11 protein-coding genes are annotated in these 17186 nt (G+C 35.9%); 8 read left to right on the forward strand and 3 right to left on the reverse strand.

Annotated elements, in window-relative coordinates; genetic code table 11:
- Window position 1 precedes the first annotated feature (1 nt).
- The 3 genes from HZR84_02510 (at window position 2) to HZR84_02520 (ending at window position 6742) form a co-directional block, all read left to right on the forward strand.
- Window positions 2–2137: a T9SS type A sorting domain-containing protein gene (locus HZR84_02510; protein ID QNL20859.1), complete on the forward strand. Its 2136-nt coding sequence runs from the start codon at window positions 2–4 to the stop codon at window positions 2135–2137.
- A 155-nt stretch (window positions 2138–2292) separates the two neighbouring features.
- Entirely contained in the window at window positions 2293–4434 is a 2142-nt protein-coding gene (locus HZR84_02515) for a T9SS type A sorting domain-containing protein (protein ID QNL20860.1), read from the forward strand.
- A gap of 115 nt (window positions 4435–4549) precedes the next feature.
- Window positions 4550–6742, forward strand: coding sequence for a T9SS type A sorting domain-containing protein (locus HZR84_02520; protein QNL20861.1), 2193 nt, complete (start codon window positions 4550–4552; stop codon window positions 6740–6742).
- 49 nt (window positions 6743–6791) lie between these two features.
- On the opposite strand, the gene HZR84_02525 is transcribed toward HZR84_02520, so the two are convergent.
- From HZR84_02525 to alaS, 3 genes are read right to left on the reverse strand one after another with little or no spacing between them, the layout of a single operon-like run.
- Complete coding sequence (locus tag HZR84_02525) at window positions 6792–7898, reverse strand: AhpC/TSA family protein (GenBank protein QNL20862.1); 1107 nt, start codon at window positions 7896–7898, stop codon at window positions 6792–6794.
- 59 nt (window positions 7899–7957) lie between these two features.
- Entirely contained in the window at window positions 7958–9412 is a 1455-nt protein-coding gene (gene gatB / locus HZR84_02530) for an Asp-tRNA(Asn)/Glu-tRNA(Gln) amidotransferase subunit GatB (GenBank protein QNL20863.1), read from the reverse strand.
- Complete coding sequence (gene alaS / locus HZR84_02535; GenBank protein ID QNL20864.1) at window positions 9413–12043, reverse strand: alanine--tRNA ligase; 2631 nt, start codon at window positions 12041–12043, stop codon at window positions 9413–9415.
- A gap of 123 nt (window positions 12044–12166) precedes the next feature.
- On the opposite strand from alaS, the gene HZR84_02540 reads away from it, so the two are divergent.
- The 5 genes from HZR84_02540 (at window position 12167) to HZR84_02560 (ending at window position 17143) form a co-directional block, all read left to right on the forward strand.
- Window positions 12167–13144 carry a peptidoglycan DD-metalloendopeptidase family protein gene (locus HZR84_02540; protein ID QNL20865.1) on the forward strand — a complete coding sequence of 326 codons (978 nt, stop codon included), beginning with the start codon at window positions 12167–12169 and terminating at the stop codon, window positions 13142–13144.
- A 90-nt stretch (window positions 13145–13234) separates the two neighbouring features.
- A complete protein-coding gene (locus HZR84_02545) occupies window positions 13235–14548 on the forward strand; it encodes a peptidoglycan-binding protein (GenBank protein ID QNL20866.1) in 1314 nt (437 codons plus the stop codon).
- A gap of 67 nt (window positions 14549–14615) precedes the next feature.
- Complete coding sequence (locus tag HZR84_02550; GenBank protein QNL20867.1) at window positions 14616–14954, forward strand: MerR family transcriptional regulator; 339 nt, start codon at window positions 14616–14618, stop codon at window positions 14952–14954.
- A 3-nt stretch (window positions 14955–14957) separates the two neighbouring features.
- Entirely contained in the window at window positions 14958–16067 is a 1110-nt protein-coding gene (gene dprA / locus HZR84_02555) for a DNA-protecting protein DprA (protein QNL20868.1), read from the forward strand.
- Window positions 16064–17143 carry a hypothetical protein gene (locus HZR84_02560; GenBank protein ID QNL20869.1) on the forward strand — a complete coding sequence of 360 codons (1080 nt, stop codon included), beginning with the start codon at window positions 16064–16066 and terminating at the stop codon, window positions 17141–17143. The genes dprA and HZR84_02560 overlap by 4 nt, the downstream gene beginning before the upstream one ends.
- The last annotated feature ends 43 nt before the right edge of the window (window positions 17144–17186 follow it).

A 17186-nucleotide genomic window follows, 5' to 3' on the forward strand; every position in this document is an offset into this window, starting at 1 on the left:
AATGAAATACCTAAGTCTTATTCTATTACTGAGTGTATTCTTAATCTCTGGATCATTTGCCCAGCATGTACACAGCATCAAATGTGGTGCTGATCAAGCTCGTGAAGACATGATAAAACTGTATCCTGAAATGGCCCAAAACATGCAAGAAGCTGAGGCGGATATAGCTCGTTATCTATCTAAAAATCCTCAAAGAAAAAGTCAGACAACTTTCGTTGTTCCAATTGTTTTTCACGTAGTTCATGAAAATGGACCCGAAAATATTTCCAATGCTCAAATTATTGCGGCTCTTGATGAATTGAACAGGGATTTTCAAAAATTAAATTCTGACACTTCATCTATTGCATCTTCATTCCAACCGATCATCGGAGATATGGACATGGAATTTAGATTGGCCACAAAGGATCCAAATGGCAATTGCACGAATGGTATTGACAGAATATACGATCCAACATTTACGAATCACGGCGGATGCCCAGGTGGCTCTTGCAATGTACCTAAACCTAATGCCTGGGATAAAGACAAATATTTGAATGTTTGGATTGTAAAATCAATTGCAAGCGGTGCCGGTGGTTACGCCTATCTTGCATCTCAAAATGTACCACAGGGATTTGACGGAATAGTGGTTTTATATTCACAATTTGGAGTTGGTAGCACGAGAACACTGACGCATGAAACCGGTCATTATTTCAATCTTTATCATACCTGGGGACAAACCAATAACCCTGGATTACCTTCAAATTGTAATGATGATGACAATGTAAATGACACTCCCAATACTATAGGAAATGCAAGTGGTTGTAATCTTTCCAGAGTTTCTTGTTCAAGTCTTGACAATGTTCAAAACTATATGGATTACTCAAATTGCCCGAGCATGTTCACTGTTGGTCAGGTAGCAAGAATGGATGCGGCCATAAATGGAGGATTCTCATGGGTTAGATCAACCCTTGTATCTCCATCCAACCTTATAGCGACCGGTACCGATGATGCAACTTATCAAGGTACACCAGCATGTCCGGTTACTGTCGTATTTCAGGCCAATAAAAATAAAGAATGTGAAGGCGGTGTGATTAATTATACCGACAAATCCTTTCATGCATTAGCAGATGAAAATACCTGGACTTATAATTGGACTTTCCCGGGTGGAACACCTTCAACATCGAATTTAAAAAACCCATCAGTTACTTATTTAGTACCGGGAACACATGATGTTAGTCTTTCTATTGATATTCCCTCGGTTTCATCACCGGTTAACTTAAGAACAAATTTTGTTGAAATAACCCCGGGCTCTGGTTCATACATAGGTCCTTACCTGGAGAAAGTTGATGATCCCATGTGGCCAAATAATTCTGATTCTAGTCTGATATGGACAAGAGAGAAACCATCCGGAAGCTTATTTCAATTCCAGAGATCCAGTAACAGTTATTATTCTCCTCCATCAAGCATTTATCTCAATAATTTTGCATATAATAATAGCGGTGAATTTGACTTAATAACTCCAATTGCAGATTTGACACAATTGCAGCCCGGAAGTGCATTTCTAAACTTTCAAGTGGCTCATATTCAAAGAGCATCTGAGTTGGAAAGCATTTTACTCTGGGTGAGTGATGATTGTGGCCAGTCATTTAGTTTTATAAAAGCCTGGAATTCAAATATTATAAATACTTCAGCTGCCAGCAGTTCTGCATTTAATCCAACTGATACAAGCGAATGGAGCTTTGTAAGCTATGATATTTCAAATTATGCGGGAATGGATAACATACAATTCATGTTCAGATTTAATGCAAATGGAGGAAACAATTTATGGCTAGATGATATTCACATTTCAGATTCAGACCAACCAGTTCCTTTAACCACAGGTTTGAAATCCGACATATTTGGTGATTTTAATCTTTATCCAAATCCAAACAATGGTGAATTTACAGTGGAATTCAACCATAATGGTGCTGAAGAAGTTAAAATTGAAATGGTCAATTTAATCGGAGAATCCACAGAAATAGAGTTGTCAGATTCAATTAAAAAAGGTTGGAACAGCCTGAGAATAAAAACCAAATCCTATAAATTGGAACCCGGTGTTTATTTCATTAAAATAAATTCAGGAAATGATTGGATAACTAAAAGGGTTATAGTTCAGTAATTCTTTAATATCAATTTATGTATTAATGGGGACCTTCTGGGTCCCTTTTTTATTTTGATGACTTTAAATAAACTTTTATGTATTATTTTTAAAGTTCAAGATATTGATCATACCTAAAAATCAGTACAATCAGCCAATACATTAATTATAATTCAATGAAAAGATATTTATTAATCAATTTAGTAACCTTCGCGTTTCTCATAACGAGCAATTTCAGTTCGATTGCCCAAAGCAATCACTGGTGTTTGACAGACCAATTGCATCAGCAAAGAATTGCCGAAAATCCTGAGTTAATTAAAGAAATGGATGAATTCGAACAAGATATGTCCAGATTGCAGAATTCAAGTACAAAATCCAATATAACTTATACCGTACCCGTGGTTTTCCATGTTGTCCATGAAAATGGTTCTGAAAATGTACCCAGTTCATATATCAAAGCTATAATGGAGGAACTAAACAGAGATTTTCAAAAGTTAAATCCGGACACCTCGGGAATTGTTCCGGCATTTCAGGGAATAATCGGTGATCCTGATTTTCAGTTCAGATTGGCCACAAAAGATCCTAATGGAAATTGCACTAATGGAATTACCAGAACCTTTGATCCGGTATACACCAATGATGCCAGACAGAATTACAGACCAGTTATCTGGCCAAGAGATAAATACTTAAACATCTGGGTGGTTAAGCAGCCCGGAGCAGGAAGTGCTGCTTTCGCTTATCTTCCTTCAGGTTCGAATCCTGCTCCTTTTGATGGTGTAGTGATTGGCTACCAATATATCAATCCAAGTAACAACCAGTTTTCGGTGACATTGACACATGAAGTTGGTCATTATTTTTATCTGTATCATACCTGGGGTTCGCAAACAGGTGGTGTAGGTTCAGGTCAACCGGGAGATCCTGCCAACTGCAACGATGATGATTTTGTGTCTGATACTCCAAATACAATAGGATCAACCAATTGCAACCTCACAGCTAATACCTGTCCAGATCCGGGCATAGACAATGTCCAGAATTACATGGATTATTCATTTTGCGGTGATTATATGTTTACAACAGAGCAGTCCTCCAGAATGCAGAATACACAAATTATACGATCTTATAGGGCAAATTTAGTATCTCCGGCAAATCTTCTTGCCACCGGTACCGATGATGCCTCGTATGCAAATCCTGCCTGTCCTCCAACAGCAGACTTTATAGTTAACAAAGCAAAAGAATGTGAGGGCGGTACTTTTTCATTTACCGACCGATCATTCCATGCATTTGCCAGTCCGGGTTCCTTTACTTATAACTGGACATTTAATGGGGGGACGCCTGCCACATCATCCTCGCAAAATCCTTCAATTGTATATAATACAGCAGGGATTTATGACGTTTCCTTATCCGTCAGTTTACCTACTACAAGTTCAAATACTGATACCAGAAGCAATTTAATTGAGATCATACCGGGTAGTGGATCATTTATTGCCCCCTATGTTGAACAAGTATCCGAGCCTACATGGCCAAATAACCCGGATGTAAGCCTGAACTGGGACCGGGACAAACCTTCAGGTAGTTTATTTCAATTTCAAAGATCTACCAATGGATTTTATTCCCCTCCTTCCAGTATTTATTTAAATAATTTCAGTTTTAACGGAAATGGTCAGTTCAATTTGATTACACCAATTGCCGATCTCACAAATATGCAAGCGGGGAGTACTTTTCTCAATTTTCAGGTAGCTCATGCACAAAAAGCGAGTGAACAAGAGGGAATATCACTTTGGATAAGTACTGACTGTGGTGAATCATTTTCATTTGAAAAATCATGGGGAGGAAGTACGATTAATTCAGTTCCTGCATCTAGTTCTTCATTCACTCCTACTGATACGAGTGACTGGAATTTCATCAGTTATGATATTTCGAATTTAGCAGGACTTGATAATGTTCAATTTAGATTGAGATTTTCTGCGAATTCCGGTAATAACTTATGGTTGGATGATATTCATATTTCTGATTCTGATCAGCCATATCCATTAACGGTTGGGTTTAGGAAGGACTTATTTAGAGAATTCAACCTTTACCCTAATCCAAATGAAGGAATTTTCACAATGGAGTTTTATGTTATTGGCAATGAAAATGTGAGTGCTGAAATTGTAGATATTGTTGGGAAATCAATACCCATTGAATTAATTGAAAATATTCAAACGGGATGGAACAAAACAATAATTGATACTAAAAAATATAAACTCAACGAAGGGATCTATTTTCTTAAATTAAATTCAGGAAATCAGGTTTTTTCAAAACGCTTAATAATTCAATAATTATTAAATATTTTAATTAAAGGAGGCATTGTCCTCCTTTTTTATTTCAACGGTTAAATCAAAGCATGATAATCAAATAAATTCGAAAGAAAGTATTTAAAAAAATAATCAAAAAATGAATGCCATTCAATTTGACCCAAAGCAGTTATTAATTATTATGCTATTGGTTAAAATAATCTTCTTTCCGGATATAGTTTTAGCCCAAAATGTTAATTCCTTCTGTGGAACTGATCAGGTTGATCAAATACTCAGGCAACAATTCCCTGAGATGAATAAGAAATCGAAGGAGCAAGAATCGTTTATAAAACACTTCACTGAAACACGTTTAGGGCAAAAAACTCAGGCCCAATATGTAATTCCGGTTGTTGTTCATGTGATGCATAATTATGGAGCTGAAAACTTACCTGATGCTAATATTCATGACATGTTAAGGATTGTCAATGAAGACTTTCAGGGTCTTCAGCCAGATACAGGTGCGGTGGCAGCCCAATTTAAACCAATAATCGGTGGCCTTGATATTGAATTTCGACTTGCAACAAAAGATCCCAACGGTAATTGTACAAATGGAATAAACAGAGTTCATGACCCGGTTTATACTTATCAGGGTGGATATGTCAATAGTAATTATATAGGATTTCCACCTATTCAATGGCCAAGAAATCAATATCTGAATATTTGGGTTGTAAATGATATTGATGTTCCCAATGGTTTTCTCGGCTATTCTTCCTTTCCTGACTGGCCGGCCGGAAGAGACGGAGTAGTCATAGAATATACAGTTTTTGGCTCATTGCCCCCATCCTCTACAAATAATTTCAATGCGCGTTACATGTCGCATGAAATCGGGCATTCATTAAATTTATTTCACACCTGGGGTAATGGAGGACCAAATGGAGATCCGGGAAATTGTGCATTTGATGATCTTGTTGGTGATACTCCCAATACCATTGGAAATAACGATTGCATTAATTTGTCTTCCATGTCATGTGGAAGTATAGATAATAATCAAAACTTGATGGACTACGGATATGGAAATTGCGCAGGCGGTTTAATGTTTACAGCTGGTCAAATGCTCAGGGCCGAGGCGACATTGAACAGTTCAGTAGGAGGAAGAAATAACTTATGGACTCAGACCAATCTGATAGCTACAGGTACCGATAGCGCTACATATGCCAATTTACCTGTTTGCATTCCTATTGCTGATTTTAGGGCGCCTATTAGACTTGGTTGTGAAGGTGTTGTTTTATCATTTAGGGATGAATCGTATAACGCTACATATGATCAGAATACCTGGACTTATAATTGGGTATTTGAAGGGGGCAACCCAGTCAACTCAAGTGATAGAAATCCTATTGTCAGCTATGATTCCGCTGGTGATTTTGATGTTTCATTAACGGTATCTAATCAAAGTGGATCCTCTCAGGTATTGACAAGAACCGATCATATTACGATTACTCCTGGATCAGGATCTTATGTTGGACCCTATTTAGAACAATTAGATGATCAGAATTGGCCTTCAGCAATCGATCCAAGTTTGATTTGGAGCACTGCCAAACCCAGTGGAAGTTTGTTTCAATTTCAAAGGTCAAGCAATGCTTATTACTCTTCTCCTGCAAGTTTATATTTAAATAATTTTAGTTTTAATTCCTCAGGAGAATTTGACTTAATCACACCTCTTGCTGATCTGACACAAATGCAAGCAGGTAATGCATTTTTAAACTTTCAAGTTGCGCATGCTCAAAAAAGCAATGAACTTGAAAATATATTACTTTGGGTAAGCACAGACTGTGGTCTCACTTTTAATTTCGTAAAAGCGTGGAATGCTAATATTATTAATACTGTCGCAACTACAAATACAGCTTTTATACCAACAGATACAAGTGAATGGAACTTTGTAAGTTATGATATTTCAAATTATGCCGGAATGGATAATGTTCAGTTTATGTTCAGGTTCAATGCGAATTCGGGAAACAATCTTTGGTTGGACGACATTCATATTTCCGACTCTGACCAACCCGTGCCTTTAACAACAGGCTTTAGAAAAGACTTATTTGGTGAATTTAATCTTTATCCAAATCCAAATTCAGGATCGTTCACAATTCAATTTTACCTCAACGGCAATGAAAAAGCAAGCGCGGAAATTATAGATATAATTGGCCAGCCAATACATATTGATTTATCAAAAACTATTCAATCCGGTTGGAATACAGTCAGGGTAAATAGCAAAGATTTCAATCTCAAGCCGGGTATCCATTTCTTAAAACTAACATCCGGAGATAATACCTATTCAAAAAGATTTATTATCAAGTAAATTTAGCTCTATTCAATAAATAATCCTGGCGGAAGCAATTCCGCCTTTTTTATAATACCTGTTCTAATTTAGAATGAAGTGCAGGTCCGCGTAGATTTCTTGCGATTATTATCCCCTTCTCATCCAAAAGGAAATTAGCCGGAATTCCGGTAATATTGAAATCTTTTACAACACCGGATTGCCAGTATTGAAGATCAGATACCTGAGGCCAGGTCATATTGTCCTGCTCTATTGCATTTAGCCATTGTTCCTTGTTTTTATCGAGGGATACCCCAAATATTTCAAATCCTTTTTTGTTGTATTTTTTGTAAGCTGCTACAAGATTTGGGTTTTCCTGTCGACATGGTCGACACCATCCTGCCCAAAAATCAACTAAAACGACCTTTCCGCGATAATCTGATAATTTTAAAGTTTTACCTTCGGGGTTGGGAAGGGCAATGTCAGGCATTTGCTTTCCAATTGCCAATTTTTGCTCCATTTCTCTTTTGATTTTTTGCTCTGCAACCGCCTGTTCGATCTCTGCTCTTTTATTATTAAACTGGCTAATAAATCTAATTTCAAATTCATTTAATTCTTCTTTGGCCTCTATTTCCTTGACCTTTTGATCAAAATAGTCAAATTGTTCTACAGGATTGAGATAATTTACCAGGGCATATCCTGCAACGATATTTCCTGTTCCAAGGGAATCAACAAAGGATTTAACCCACTCATTCTGAGAATCTAGTTTTCCAATTAATTCATTTCTGATATCGTCAGATTTTGATTCCTCATTGGCGCCCATTGCATAAGTTAGTTTTTGTTTGAGTTCCATTAAATCCAATTGATAGTCCTCAATGGTAGAAGTGAGCTTTTTGTGAAGTGCAGCTTCTTCGGTTCCATATACTTCAAATTTTCCACCGCTTTGATTTCCGTCGGCTTGGGCAGTAAATTTATCAGGCGTCAATGGAAAAATACCGATTTGTTTATCAAAGAAATTTAGTTGCGCATATTGGGGATCTTCAATAATACCTTTTAAAACAAAAGTGGAATCATCATTGACTTTCGCACTATCAAGAGTTACAAGCCCCTCACCTTTTCTAATGATTACCTTGACGAATCCATCCCGTAGATAATTTACTTTTCCCTCGATAATAAACTCATTGTCTTTTTTCGTCATTTCACTTTGACAAGCAATTAAAACGCTAAAAAGTCCGATAAATAAATAATGCAATCTCATTAATTTTCTAGTTTTTCTGTAAGTAATCTATTGGCTGTTTTTGGGTCAAGCTTTCCTTTAGTTTCTTTCATTAATTGCCCCATGAACATCCCTAAAAGTCCTTTCTTGCCATTTTTATATTCTGCCACTTTTTCGGGGAATTTTGACAGTATTTCATCGATTTGGTCACCAACATCATGACCATCGGAATCAAGGAGCAAATTCATTTCCCCGGCTATTGTTTCTGCATTTTTATTGGCGTTTTTAATCATTTCCGGGAATATTCTTTGTTCTGCGATCGAATTGCTCAATTTACCCTCGTTAATTAAATGCAATAATTCCGAAAGTCGTTTTGCCGAAATTGGAAATTTCTGAATATCCAATGTCAAATCGTTCAAATAGGACTTTACAGGCCCCATAACCCAATTAGATGCCTGTTTCTTATTATCAGTTTGAGCACATAATTCTTCAAAATAATTAGCAATTCCCTTACTTTCTGTCAACACACCTGCATCGTACTTAGGTAGTTTATATTCATCTCTAAACTTCCTATAAAGTTCTCTGGGCAAGGCAGGCATTTCACTTTTTACTTTTTCTATCCATTCCTCATCGATTACAAGCGGTGGTAAATCAGGCTCCGGGAAATACCGATAATCGTTCATTTCTTCTTTTATCCTCATAGGAATTGTATTTCCGCTAACCGGATCAAAGTTTCTTGTTTCGGAATGCTCAACGGTTCCACCTTCACTATACAGTTTTGTCTGTCTTTCAATTTCGTGAGAAATGGCCCTATGAACATTTTTGAATGAGTTCATGTTTTTTACTTCAACTTTTTTATTGAAATAATCAGCGCCTTTGGGTCGTACTGAAATATTTGCATCGCATCTTAAAGAGCCTTCCTCCAAATTACCATCGCAGATATCGAGATAACGGACCAGCTTTCGAATCTCCATCATATAAGCAGCGGCTTCATCTGCATTTTTAATTACAGGTTCAGACACAATTTCAATTAAGGGTACACCGGCCCTGTTAAAATCAACAAAACTTTCTTCCTGCCCATCAATATGCATTGATTTTCCGGCATCCTCCTCCATATGTATGCGCGTGATTTCAATGTCTTTTTCAGAGCCGTCTTTTAAAGTAATCGTGACATAGCCTCCTTTGCAGATCGGAGTTTTATCCTGAGTAATTTGATATCCTTTGGGGAGGTCAGGATAGAAGTAGTTTTTCCTATCGTAAATGTTATATCTTGAAATTTCAGAATGACAAGCTATTCCCATGCGCATTGCAAACTCTGCTACTCTTTTATTGATTCGGGGCAGTGTACCCGGATGACCAAGTGTAATTGTACTGATATGTGTATTCGGCAATCCGCCATATTCTGCCAAATCAGAAGAGTAGGCTTTGCTTCTTGTCGATAACTGAGCATGTACCTCTAGCCCAATAACTGCTTCAAATTCGTTTTTATTACTCATCTAAAAATTTTCCTCAATAAATGTATTGGCAACTTTATTAACCTCATTCAATCCTGAAATATCCGTACCCCCAGCCGTAGCAAAGAAAGCTTGTCCTCCCCCTCCACCTTTGATTAACTTAGACCATTCTCTAACGATATTACCTGCATGTAAATTCTTTTCTTTTACAAGCGAGTCACTTATCATAACACCAATAAGTGCTTTGTCATTGACATCCGCAGAAATAACTGCAAACAATGAATTATTATTTTGCTTTAATTCAAATAACAATTGTTTTAAACTATCAGCGCTTGGTAATTTAAGTCTTTTATTAAGAATCTGAGATCCATTTTTTTGCTCGATATTATCCAAAATATCTTTCTTCAAATTGTTTAACTCTTTCTTTTCCTGTTCCTGGACCTTCTTCTCAAGACTGTTTTTCTCGTCGATCAGGCTTTGAATCGACTTTTTTAAATCCTTTGGGTTTTTTAATAATTCTGAAATTTCCTCCAATAGTTTCTCTTTGCCATCAATATATTCCTCTGAAGCTGTTGATGTGATGGCCTCTATTCGTCTCACGCCTGCCGCTACTGAACTTTCCGATATAATTTTAAACAAGCCTATTTTACCGGTGGCATCCACATGTGTTCCTCCACAAAGTTCAACGGAATAGTTCGGATCAAAACTAATTACCCTTACCTTGTCTCCATACTTTTCACCAAATAGTGCCATAGCACCTTTTTTGATGGCTTCATCAAAACTGATTTCCCTTTCTTCTCCTTTAGAGATATCTTCTCTGATTTTTTGATTTACGAGGTGCTCGACTTCTTTTATTTCCTCTTCTGTCATTTTAGAAAAATGAGAAAAATCAAATCTCAGCATTTTTTCATTGACCAATGACCCTTTTTGTTGTACATGAATACCCAATACTTTGCGCAATGCAGCATGCAATAAATGGGTAGCTGAATGATTATTCTCAGTCAACAGACGTTTTTGCACATTTACTTTAGCTTGTAAATCAGAATTTAAGTCTTCGGGTAAATTGTCTGCAATATGAATGATTAAATCATTTTCTTTTATGGTATTAAGAATTTTAACGTTGCTATTATTCGATTCCAATACGCCTGTATCTCCTACCTGCCCACCTCCCTCTGCGTAAAAAGGAGTTTTATTCAGAACAAGATGATAGTATTCTTTTCCCTTTTGTTTTTCTTTTCGATACTTTAATACTCTTACTTTCGCATCTAAACTGTCATAACCCACAAATTGTGTAGTGCCTTTAGCCAGTTCCGTCCAGTCTTCTGCGGATTTCTCAGCATCTTTTTTTGATCTGTTTTTTTGAACAGCCATTTCATTTTGAAAACCAACCTCATCGATTTGAACAGATTTTTCTTTTGCAATTAAAGCAGTTAAATCCACCGGAAATCCAAAAGTGTCATACAATTCAAATACAACTTTTCCATCGAGCTGATTTTTATGTTTCTTTTTAGCATCTGTGATGAGATTATCTAATCTTTTTAAACCATTTTCAAGGGTTCTTAAAAATGAATTTTCCTCTTCATGAATCACTTTTGCACAAAAATCCTTTTGACTGTAAACTTCATCAAACACATTATGGAACTGTGCTGCCAATACAGGCACCAGTTTGTATAAAAAGGGTTTCTTCAAATCGAGAAATGTATAGCCATAGCGCACAGCTCTTCTTAGAATTCTTCGTATTACATAACCGGCTTTTGCGTTTGAAGGCAATTGGCCTTCTGCAATTGCAAGCGTTACCGCTCGAACATGATCCGATATAACTCGTATGGCTATGTCTGTTTTTTCACCCATACCGTATTTTATACCCGATAGTTTTTCAATTTCCTTTATGAGCGGGGTAAAAACATCCGTATCATAATTTGATTGTTTTCCTTGCATTAGCATGCAAAGCCTTTCGAAACCCATTCCGGTATCAACGTGTTTTGATTTTAATGTTTCGAGTTCACCCGAAGCTTTTCTGTTAAACTGGATAAAAACAAGATTCCAAATTTCAATTACCTGGGGATGCCCCATATTAATAAGGTCTTTGCCAGGTATATTCTTTTGTTCATTTTCAGATCTTAGATCTACATGGATTTCTGAGGAAGGCCCGCAAGGACCTGTATCGCCCATTTCCCAAAAATTATCCTTTTTATTACAGTACAGTATCTTTTCTTCACCTAAATACTTTTTCCATTCATTATAAGCCTCTTCGTCAGCTTCCAGTTTTTCAGTCTTATCGCCTTCAAAAACTGTAGCGTACATGTTTTTATCGCTTATTCCCAGTTCTTTAGTAAGAAATTCATAAGCCCATTGTATGGCTTCCTTTTTAAAATATTCACCTATAGACCAGTTTCCTAACATTTCAAACATGGTGTGGTGATAGGTATCAATACCGACTTCCTCCAGATCATTATGCTTTCCGGAGACTCTCAAACACTTCTGAGTATCCGCTATTCTGGGATTATCGGGTTCTTCGTTGCCCAAAAAGAAATCTTTAAACTGATTCATACCGGCATTGGTAAACATTAAGGAAGGATCATTTTTAATCACCATAGGAGCCGATTGGACAATATTATGGCCTTTTTTCTTAAAAAAGTCTAAGAATTTCTGACGTATTTCGCTTGAATTCATAAAATTTGAACTTTATAGATTCATTATTGTATATATAATAATGATACTCTATATGAAGTAATTTTGTATTTTTGCCGAGTTTTATAAAAAACATGCAAATTTAGTAGAAAATTCAGCACATAGATGGCAAGAATTAAATATTACTACGATACTGAAAGTTGTAAGTATGAAAGAATAAAGGTTTCCAAAGGTGATATCTTTATTAACTTTCTTGGATTCCTGTTTCTGGGTGTTATTATAGCCGTTGGTTTACTCTTTGTTTATTTTACAAATTTTGATTCCCCAAAAGAAGCACTTCTAAAAAAAGAGAACAAAGAACTTTTACTCAAATACGACTTATTAAGTAAAGAACTGAATCAGGTAGAAAATATTCTTACCGCGCTACAAGACAGGGATGATGACATTTACCGAACCATATTTGAAGCAAACCCAATTCCGGAAAGTGTAAGAGAAGCGGGTGTTGGTGGTGCCAATAAATACCAGGCATTAATGGAGGAAGATCTTGAACAGGAAACACTCATACTTTCTACTTTCCAAAAGATTGATAAGATTAAAAAGAAAATGTACATCCAATCAAAATCTTATGATGAGATTTTGAAGATGGCCAATGACAAGGCAAAAATGTTGGCTTCAATTCCTGCCATTCAACCCATCAGCAACAAAGAATTGAAACGATTGGCTTCGGGATATGGAATGAGAATTCATCCAATTTACAAGGTCCGAAAAATGCACACGGGTGTAGATTTTTCTGCTGAACGAGGCACGCCAATTTATGCTACGGGAGATGGAATTGTAAGAAGGGCTACGTATAGTTTAGGTGGATATGGACGTCAGGTGGAGATAAATCACGGTTACGGCTATGTAACCAAATATGCTCATATGAGTAAATTTATTGTTAAGAAAGGCCAAAAAGTAAAAAGAGGTGAAATAATCGGTTATGTTGGAAGTACCGGCACATCCGTTGCACCTCACCTGCACTACGAAGTAATTAGAAATAAAAAGAAAGTGAATCCGGTTCACTATTTCTTCAATGATCTCAGTGCTGAAGAGTACGAAGAGATTCTCAAGCTTTCAAGCGTTGAAAACCAATCTTTATCCTGATTATTAATATCATTTAAAATATTATCAAAGCAGAATTCAATTGAATTCTGCTTTTTCATTTCTATTTTCGCATGAATATATATTTGAATTATGCGTTATCTAATAATCACTTTATTAATTATTATTTCCAATGTTCTCTCCGCACAAACAGAAGTAGAATACGAAGTCATTAATACACCAATTGGAACAGCATCAAGCCCTGCAGAAGCTGAAGTTAAGTTGGAATTGATAGAAAGGTTTCAACATTATAATTCAAGAACCACTTCCTCAAATGATCACTTTGACAAAAATATAAATTCACCGAAGTCAGCGCTCTTTAGCCCCGATGATAAAAAACTATATGTTCAATCGCTTGAAGGCTATGAAACATTGGTGTATTCAGCTGACAGCTTTGAGAAAATCAAAGTAATTGAACATGTTTTTGACAAGGGCGATACTATGCTTTTTCAGGATACTTCAGTTTTTGATTACAAATACAGGTACAGACGTTCGGATTTCAACATATTTAGCGGAAAGCCGGTTGAGAGCACATTTTCTCATGATGGCAAATATTTATGGGTGACATACTACAGACGCAGCTTTGATAAAAATGCGGTTTCACCAAGTGGTGTGGCCATTATTAATACAGAAAACGACAGTATTGTCAGAGTAATGCCAACCGGCCCCTTGCCAAAGATGATTGCCGCCTCCCCAAACAATAAATATGTAGCCGTCACACATTGGGGAGATAACACAATTGGAATAATAGATATTTCCTCTAATGATCCACAGTCCTTTAAGTATGTTAAGCAATTTGTGGTTGATAAGAAGATGAAGCTTGACTTTGATCCAGAAGAAAAAGTAGATCGTGATAATGGTTGTGGTTTTTGTCTTCGCGGTACCGTATTTACTCCCCAAGGAGATTATTTATTGGTAGGAAGAATGGGAGGAAACGGAGGGATAGCAATATTTAATATGGATTCTTTGGAATATAAAGGGTCTGTATGGGGAATGAAAATCAATATTCGTCATTTGGTAATTAATAATGATTGGTTAATCCTGAGTAGTAATATTCCTGGCTATGTCCAAAAGGCCAAATATCAGGATGTCATTAATGCCCGTTTAAACTGTGATAGTAAGATGTGCTATTTTAAAGAATGGGAATCTGTATTTGCCGGAAAAGGTTTGAGAACAATATCTGCAAGTTCAGATGGTAAATACATTTTTGCATGTGCTAATAATGAAAGTAAAATCGCTGTGGTCAGGAGTAGTGATATGAAAGTGATTTCAGAAATTCCAGTAGATTCGTTTCCCGTAGGAATGGATCTGAGCAATAACGATAAACTATTAGTTGTTACAAGTCAGGGAAGAAGCAGTGTAGGTGGCGGTAATTCAGTAATGGTTTTCAAAGTGGAATATCCATAGTTCACGAATTGGAATTTTATTTCCACGGATAAATACATAATTTTCAGAAAAGATAATTTAATTTCCCATGCCCTACAAAGAAAAACCTATCCTTAAAAAATATTATAATATAGGCGAAGTTGCAGATATGTTTGGCGTTGCAACATCATTATTGCGTTTTTGGGAAAAAGAATTTGATGAAGTCAATCCAAAAAAGAACAGGAATGGCAAAAGACAATACACTCAAAAAGATATAGACAGTATTAAACTGATTTATCACCTTGTCAAAGAAAAGGGCTATACTTTAGCCGGCGCCAGAGATATCATCAAATCACAAAGCAATAAATCAAAAAACAAACTGGATGTAATTTCTTCATTAAAAGATGTGAGAAACTTTCTTACCGATCTTCGCGCAAACATATCATAATTCATGCAGGAAGAGCTAATATACAAATTGGCTCTCAGCCTAATACCTGGTATTGGGGGCTATACATTTAAGCAACTAATATCCTATTGTGGATGTGCAAAAGAGGTTTTTCAAGCTCATCCTGCCAGAGTATTAAGAATTCCGGGAATTGGTGCACATACACATGCCTTGATTAAAAACAATGCCTCTTTGAAGGATGCTCAAAGGGTTTTCGACTATTGTGAAAAACAAAAGATCAAAATTTTATTTCACTCAGACCCTGAATACCCCAAAAGAATTAAAAATATACCCGACGCTCCTTCGGTATTATACTTTAAAGGAAATTGCGACTTGAATGCCAAAAAAGCCATAAGCATAGTTGGTACAAGAAATGCCAGCAATTATGGAATCGAAGTTTGCAAAGAGATTGTCGGACAATTAAAAAAGCATAATACATTAATTATCAGTGGTCTGGCCTATGGTATTGATATCACTGCTCATAAAGAATCAATTAATCAAAAATTAACTACGGTCGGTGTGCTAGCAGGAGGTATTGACAAAATTTATCCGGCTTCACATAAAGTATTCGCTGAAAAAATGATTAAAAATGGAGGGCTTTTGACTGAACACCCTCCCGGTACAATACCGGATGCGCCAAAATTCCCCGCTAGAAATAGAATCATTGCTGCCTTTTGTGATGCAGTAATTGTGGTAGAAGCGGCGAAAAAAGGCGGTGCTTTGATCACCGCAGATTTGGCCAATGGCTATAACAAAGACGTTTTTGCAGTCCCTGGAAATATTTATAATACTTATAGTGAAGGCTGCAATAATATAATTAAACAACATAAAGCCAATATTTTCACCAATATTACAGATCTCGAGTATTATTTAAATTGGGATCAGGAAACTGAAAGTGTAAAAAAAACAGAGATAGATTTAGAGGAATTACAAAAGGATGAAAAAAGTATAATTATTGAACTAAAAAAAAACAATTCTATTATTATTGACCAATTAGCATGGAATACTCAAATCCCTGTTCATAAATTAGCATCAATTCTCTTAAATCTCGAATTTAGAGGATTGATAAATTCCTTACCCGGTAAGAAATATTCACTTTCTGAAGTTTATAAATGAACAAAGCCAAAGTAATTTTCACAGTATTTTTAGTATTTATACTTTTTTCCTGTAGTACTGAGGAAAAATCCTCAGGAGGTCAGCCTGAAGCAGTAATTGAGGAATATAATTTAAATACACAGACCAATTTGGTTGTTTTCTTTATACCTGGATTAGATCAGGATATTTTTAGCTTGTTATTAGACGACCCTAATTCAGAGAACCTGCGAAATTTTAAACAATTGGGCACTTATGAACCAATAAGTTATTTCGATGACTATTCTGACATAAGTTCTAATATGACAGCACTAATGTCTGGTAAAACAACTTTAATAGGGCATTTGGGTATTGATAAGGATTCAGTGGTCAATAAAACATGGATTTCGGATTTTGAAGAATCAGAATATCAAATATCAATCATTTGTGACGGCAGTCTTGGTTCTAAATTAATAGGTGCAGTTTTCCCTGGAAAAACAGAAAATATTCCATTCCCAGAGCATGCCGCATTAAACCTGATAAAACATCAACCTGATTTTTTTTGGGGAATGGGAACAAATTTGTTTTCAAGAAGAGTAGATCGAAAAAATTTACTTGAAGAACTCGGAATTAAAAACTACAACATTAGTCTTGATATAAATAAAGTTAAGATAAAGGGAAGTCAAAAATTTGCAGGTATATACAATAATTTTAGCATTCCAGACTCTGTTGATTTAGTAATGGAGGGCTTAAAAAACTGGTCGAGAATTAGAAACACAGATTCTCACGTATTGATTTTGACTTATACAGGTTTGGAAAAATTACTTGAAACTCAAAGTAAAAATAATTTATACAGAATAAATTCATATATAGACTATATAGTCAATATTGAAGGGTTTAATTCGGAGTCATATCTGTTTTTATTGATCAATCCTTTTCAGAATTACGATAGAGTTTTTGAAATTAGCAAGGGAGACACAATTATATATTCATCTAAGGCGCTCAATTACAACCAATTAAACAACAATATCTGGGCATACGGTGTACATAGCGAAATTTTCGGTGGTAATTATCAGAATACCGATTTGTATAGAAAGATAACCGGAATAATAAAAGAGTGAGCCTTTTATTCAAAAAGGCCACATAATTTAAATTTACTCGATT

It is taken from the genome of Hyphobacterium sp. CCMP332 (assembly GCA_014323545.1).
GTDB lineage: Bacteria > Bacteroidota > Bacteroidia > Cytophagales > CCMP332 > CCMP332.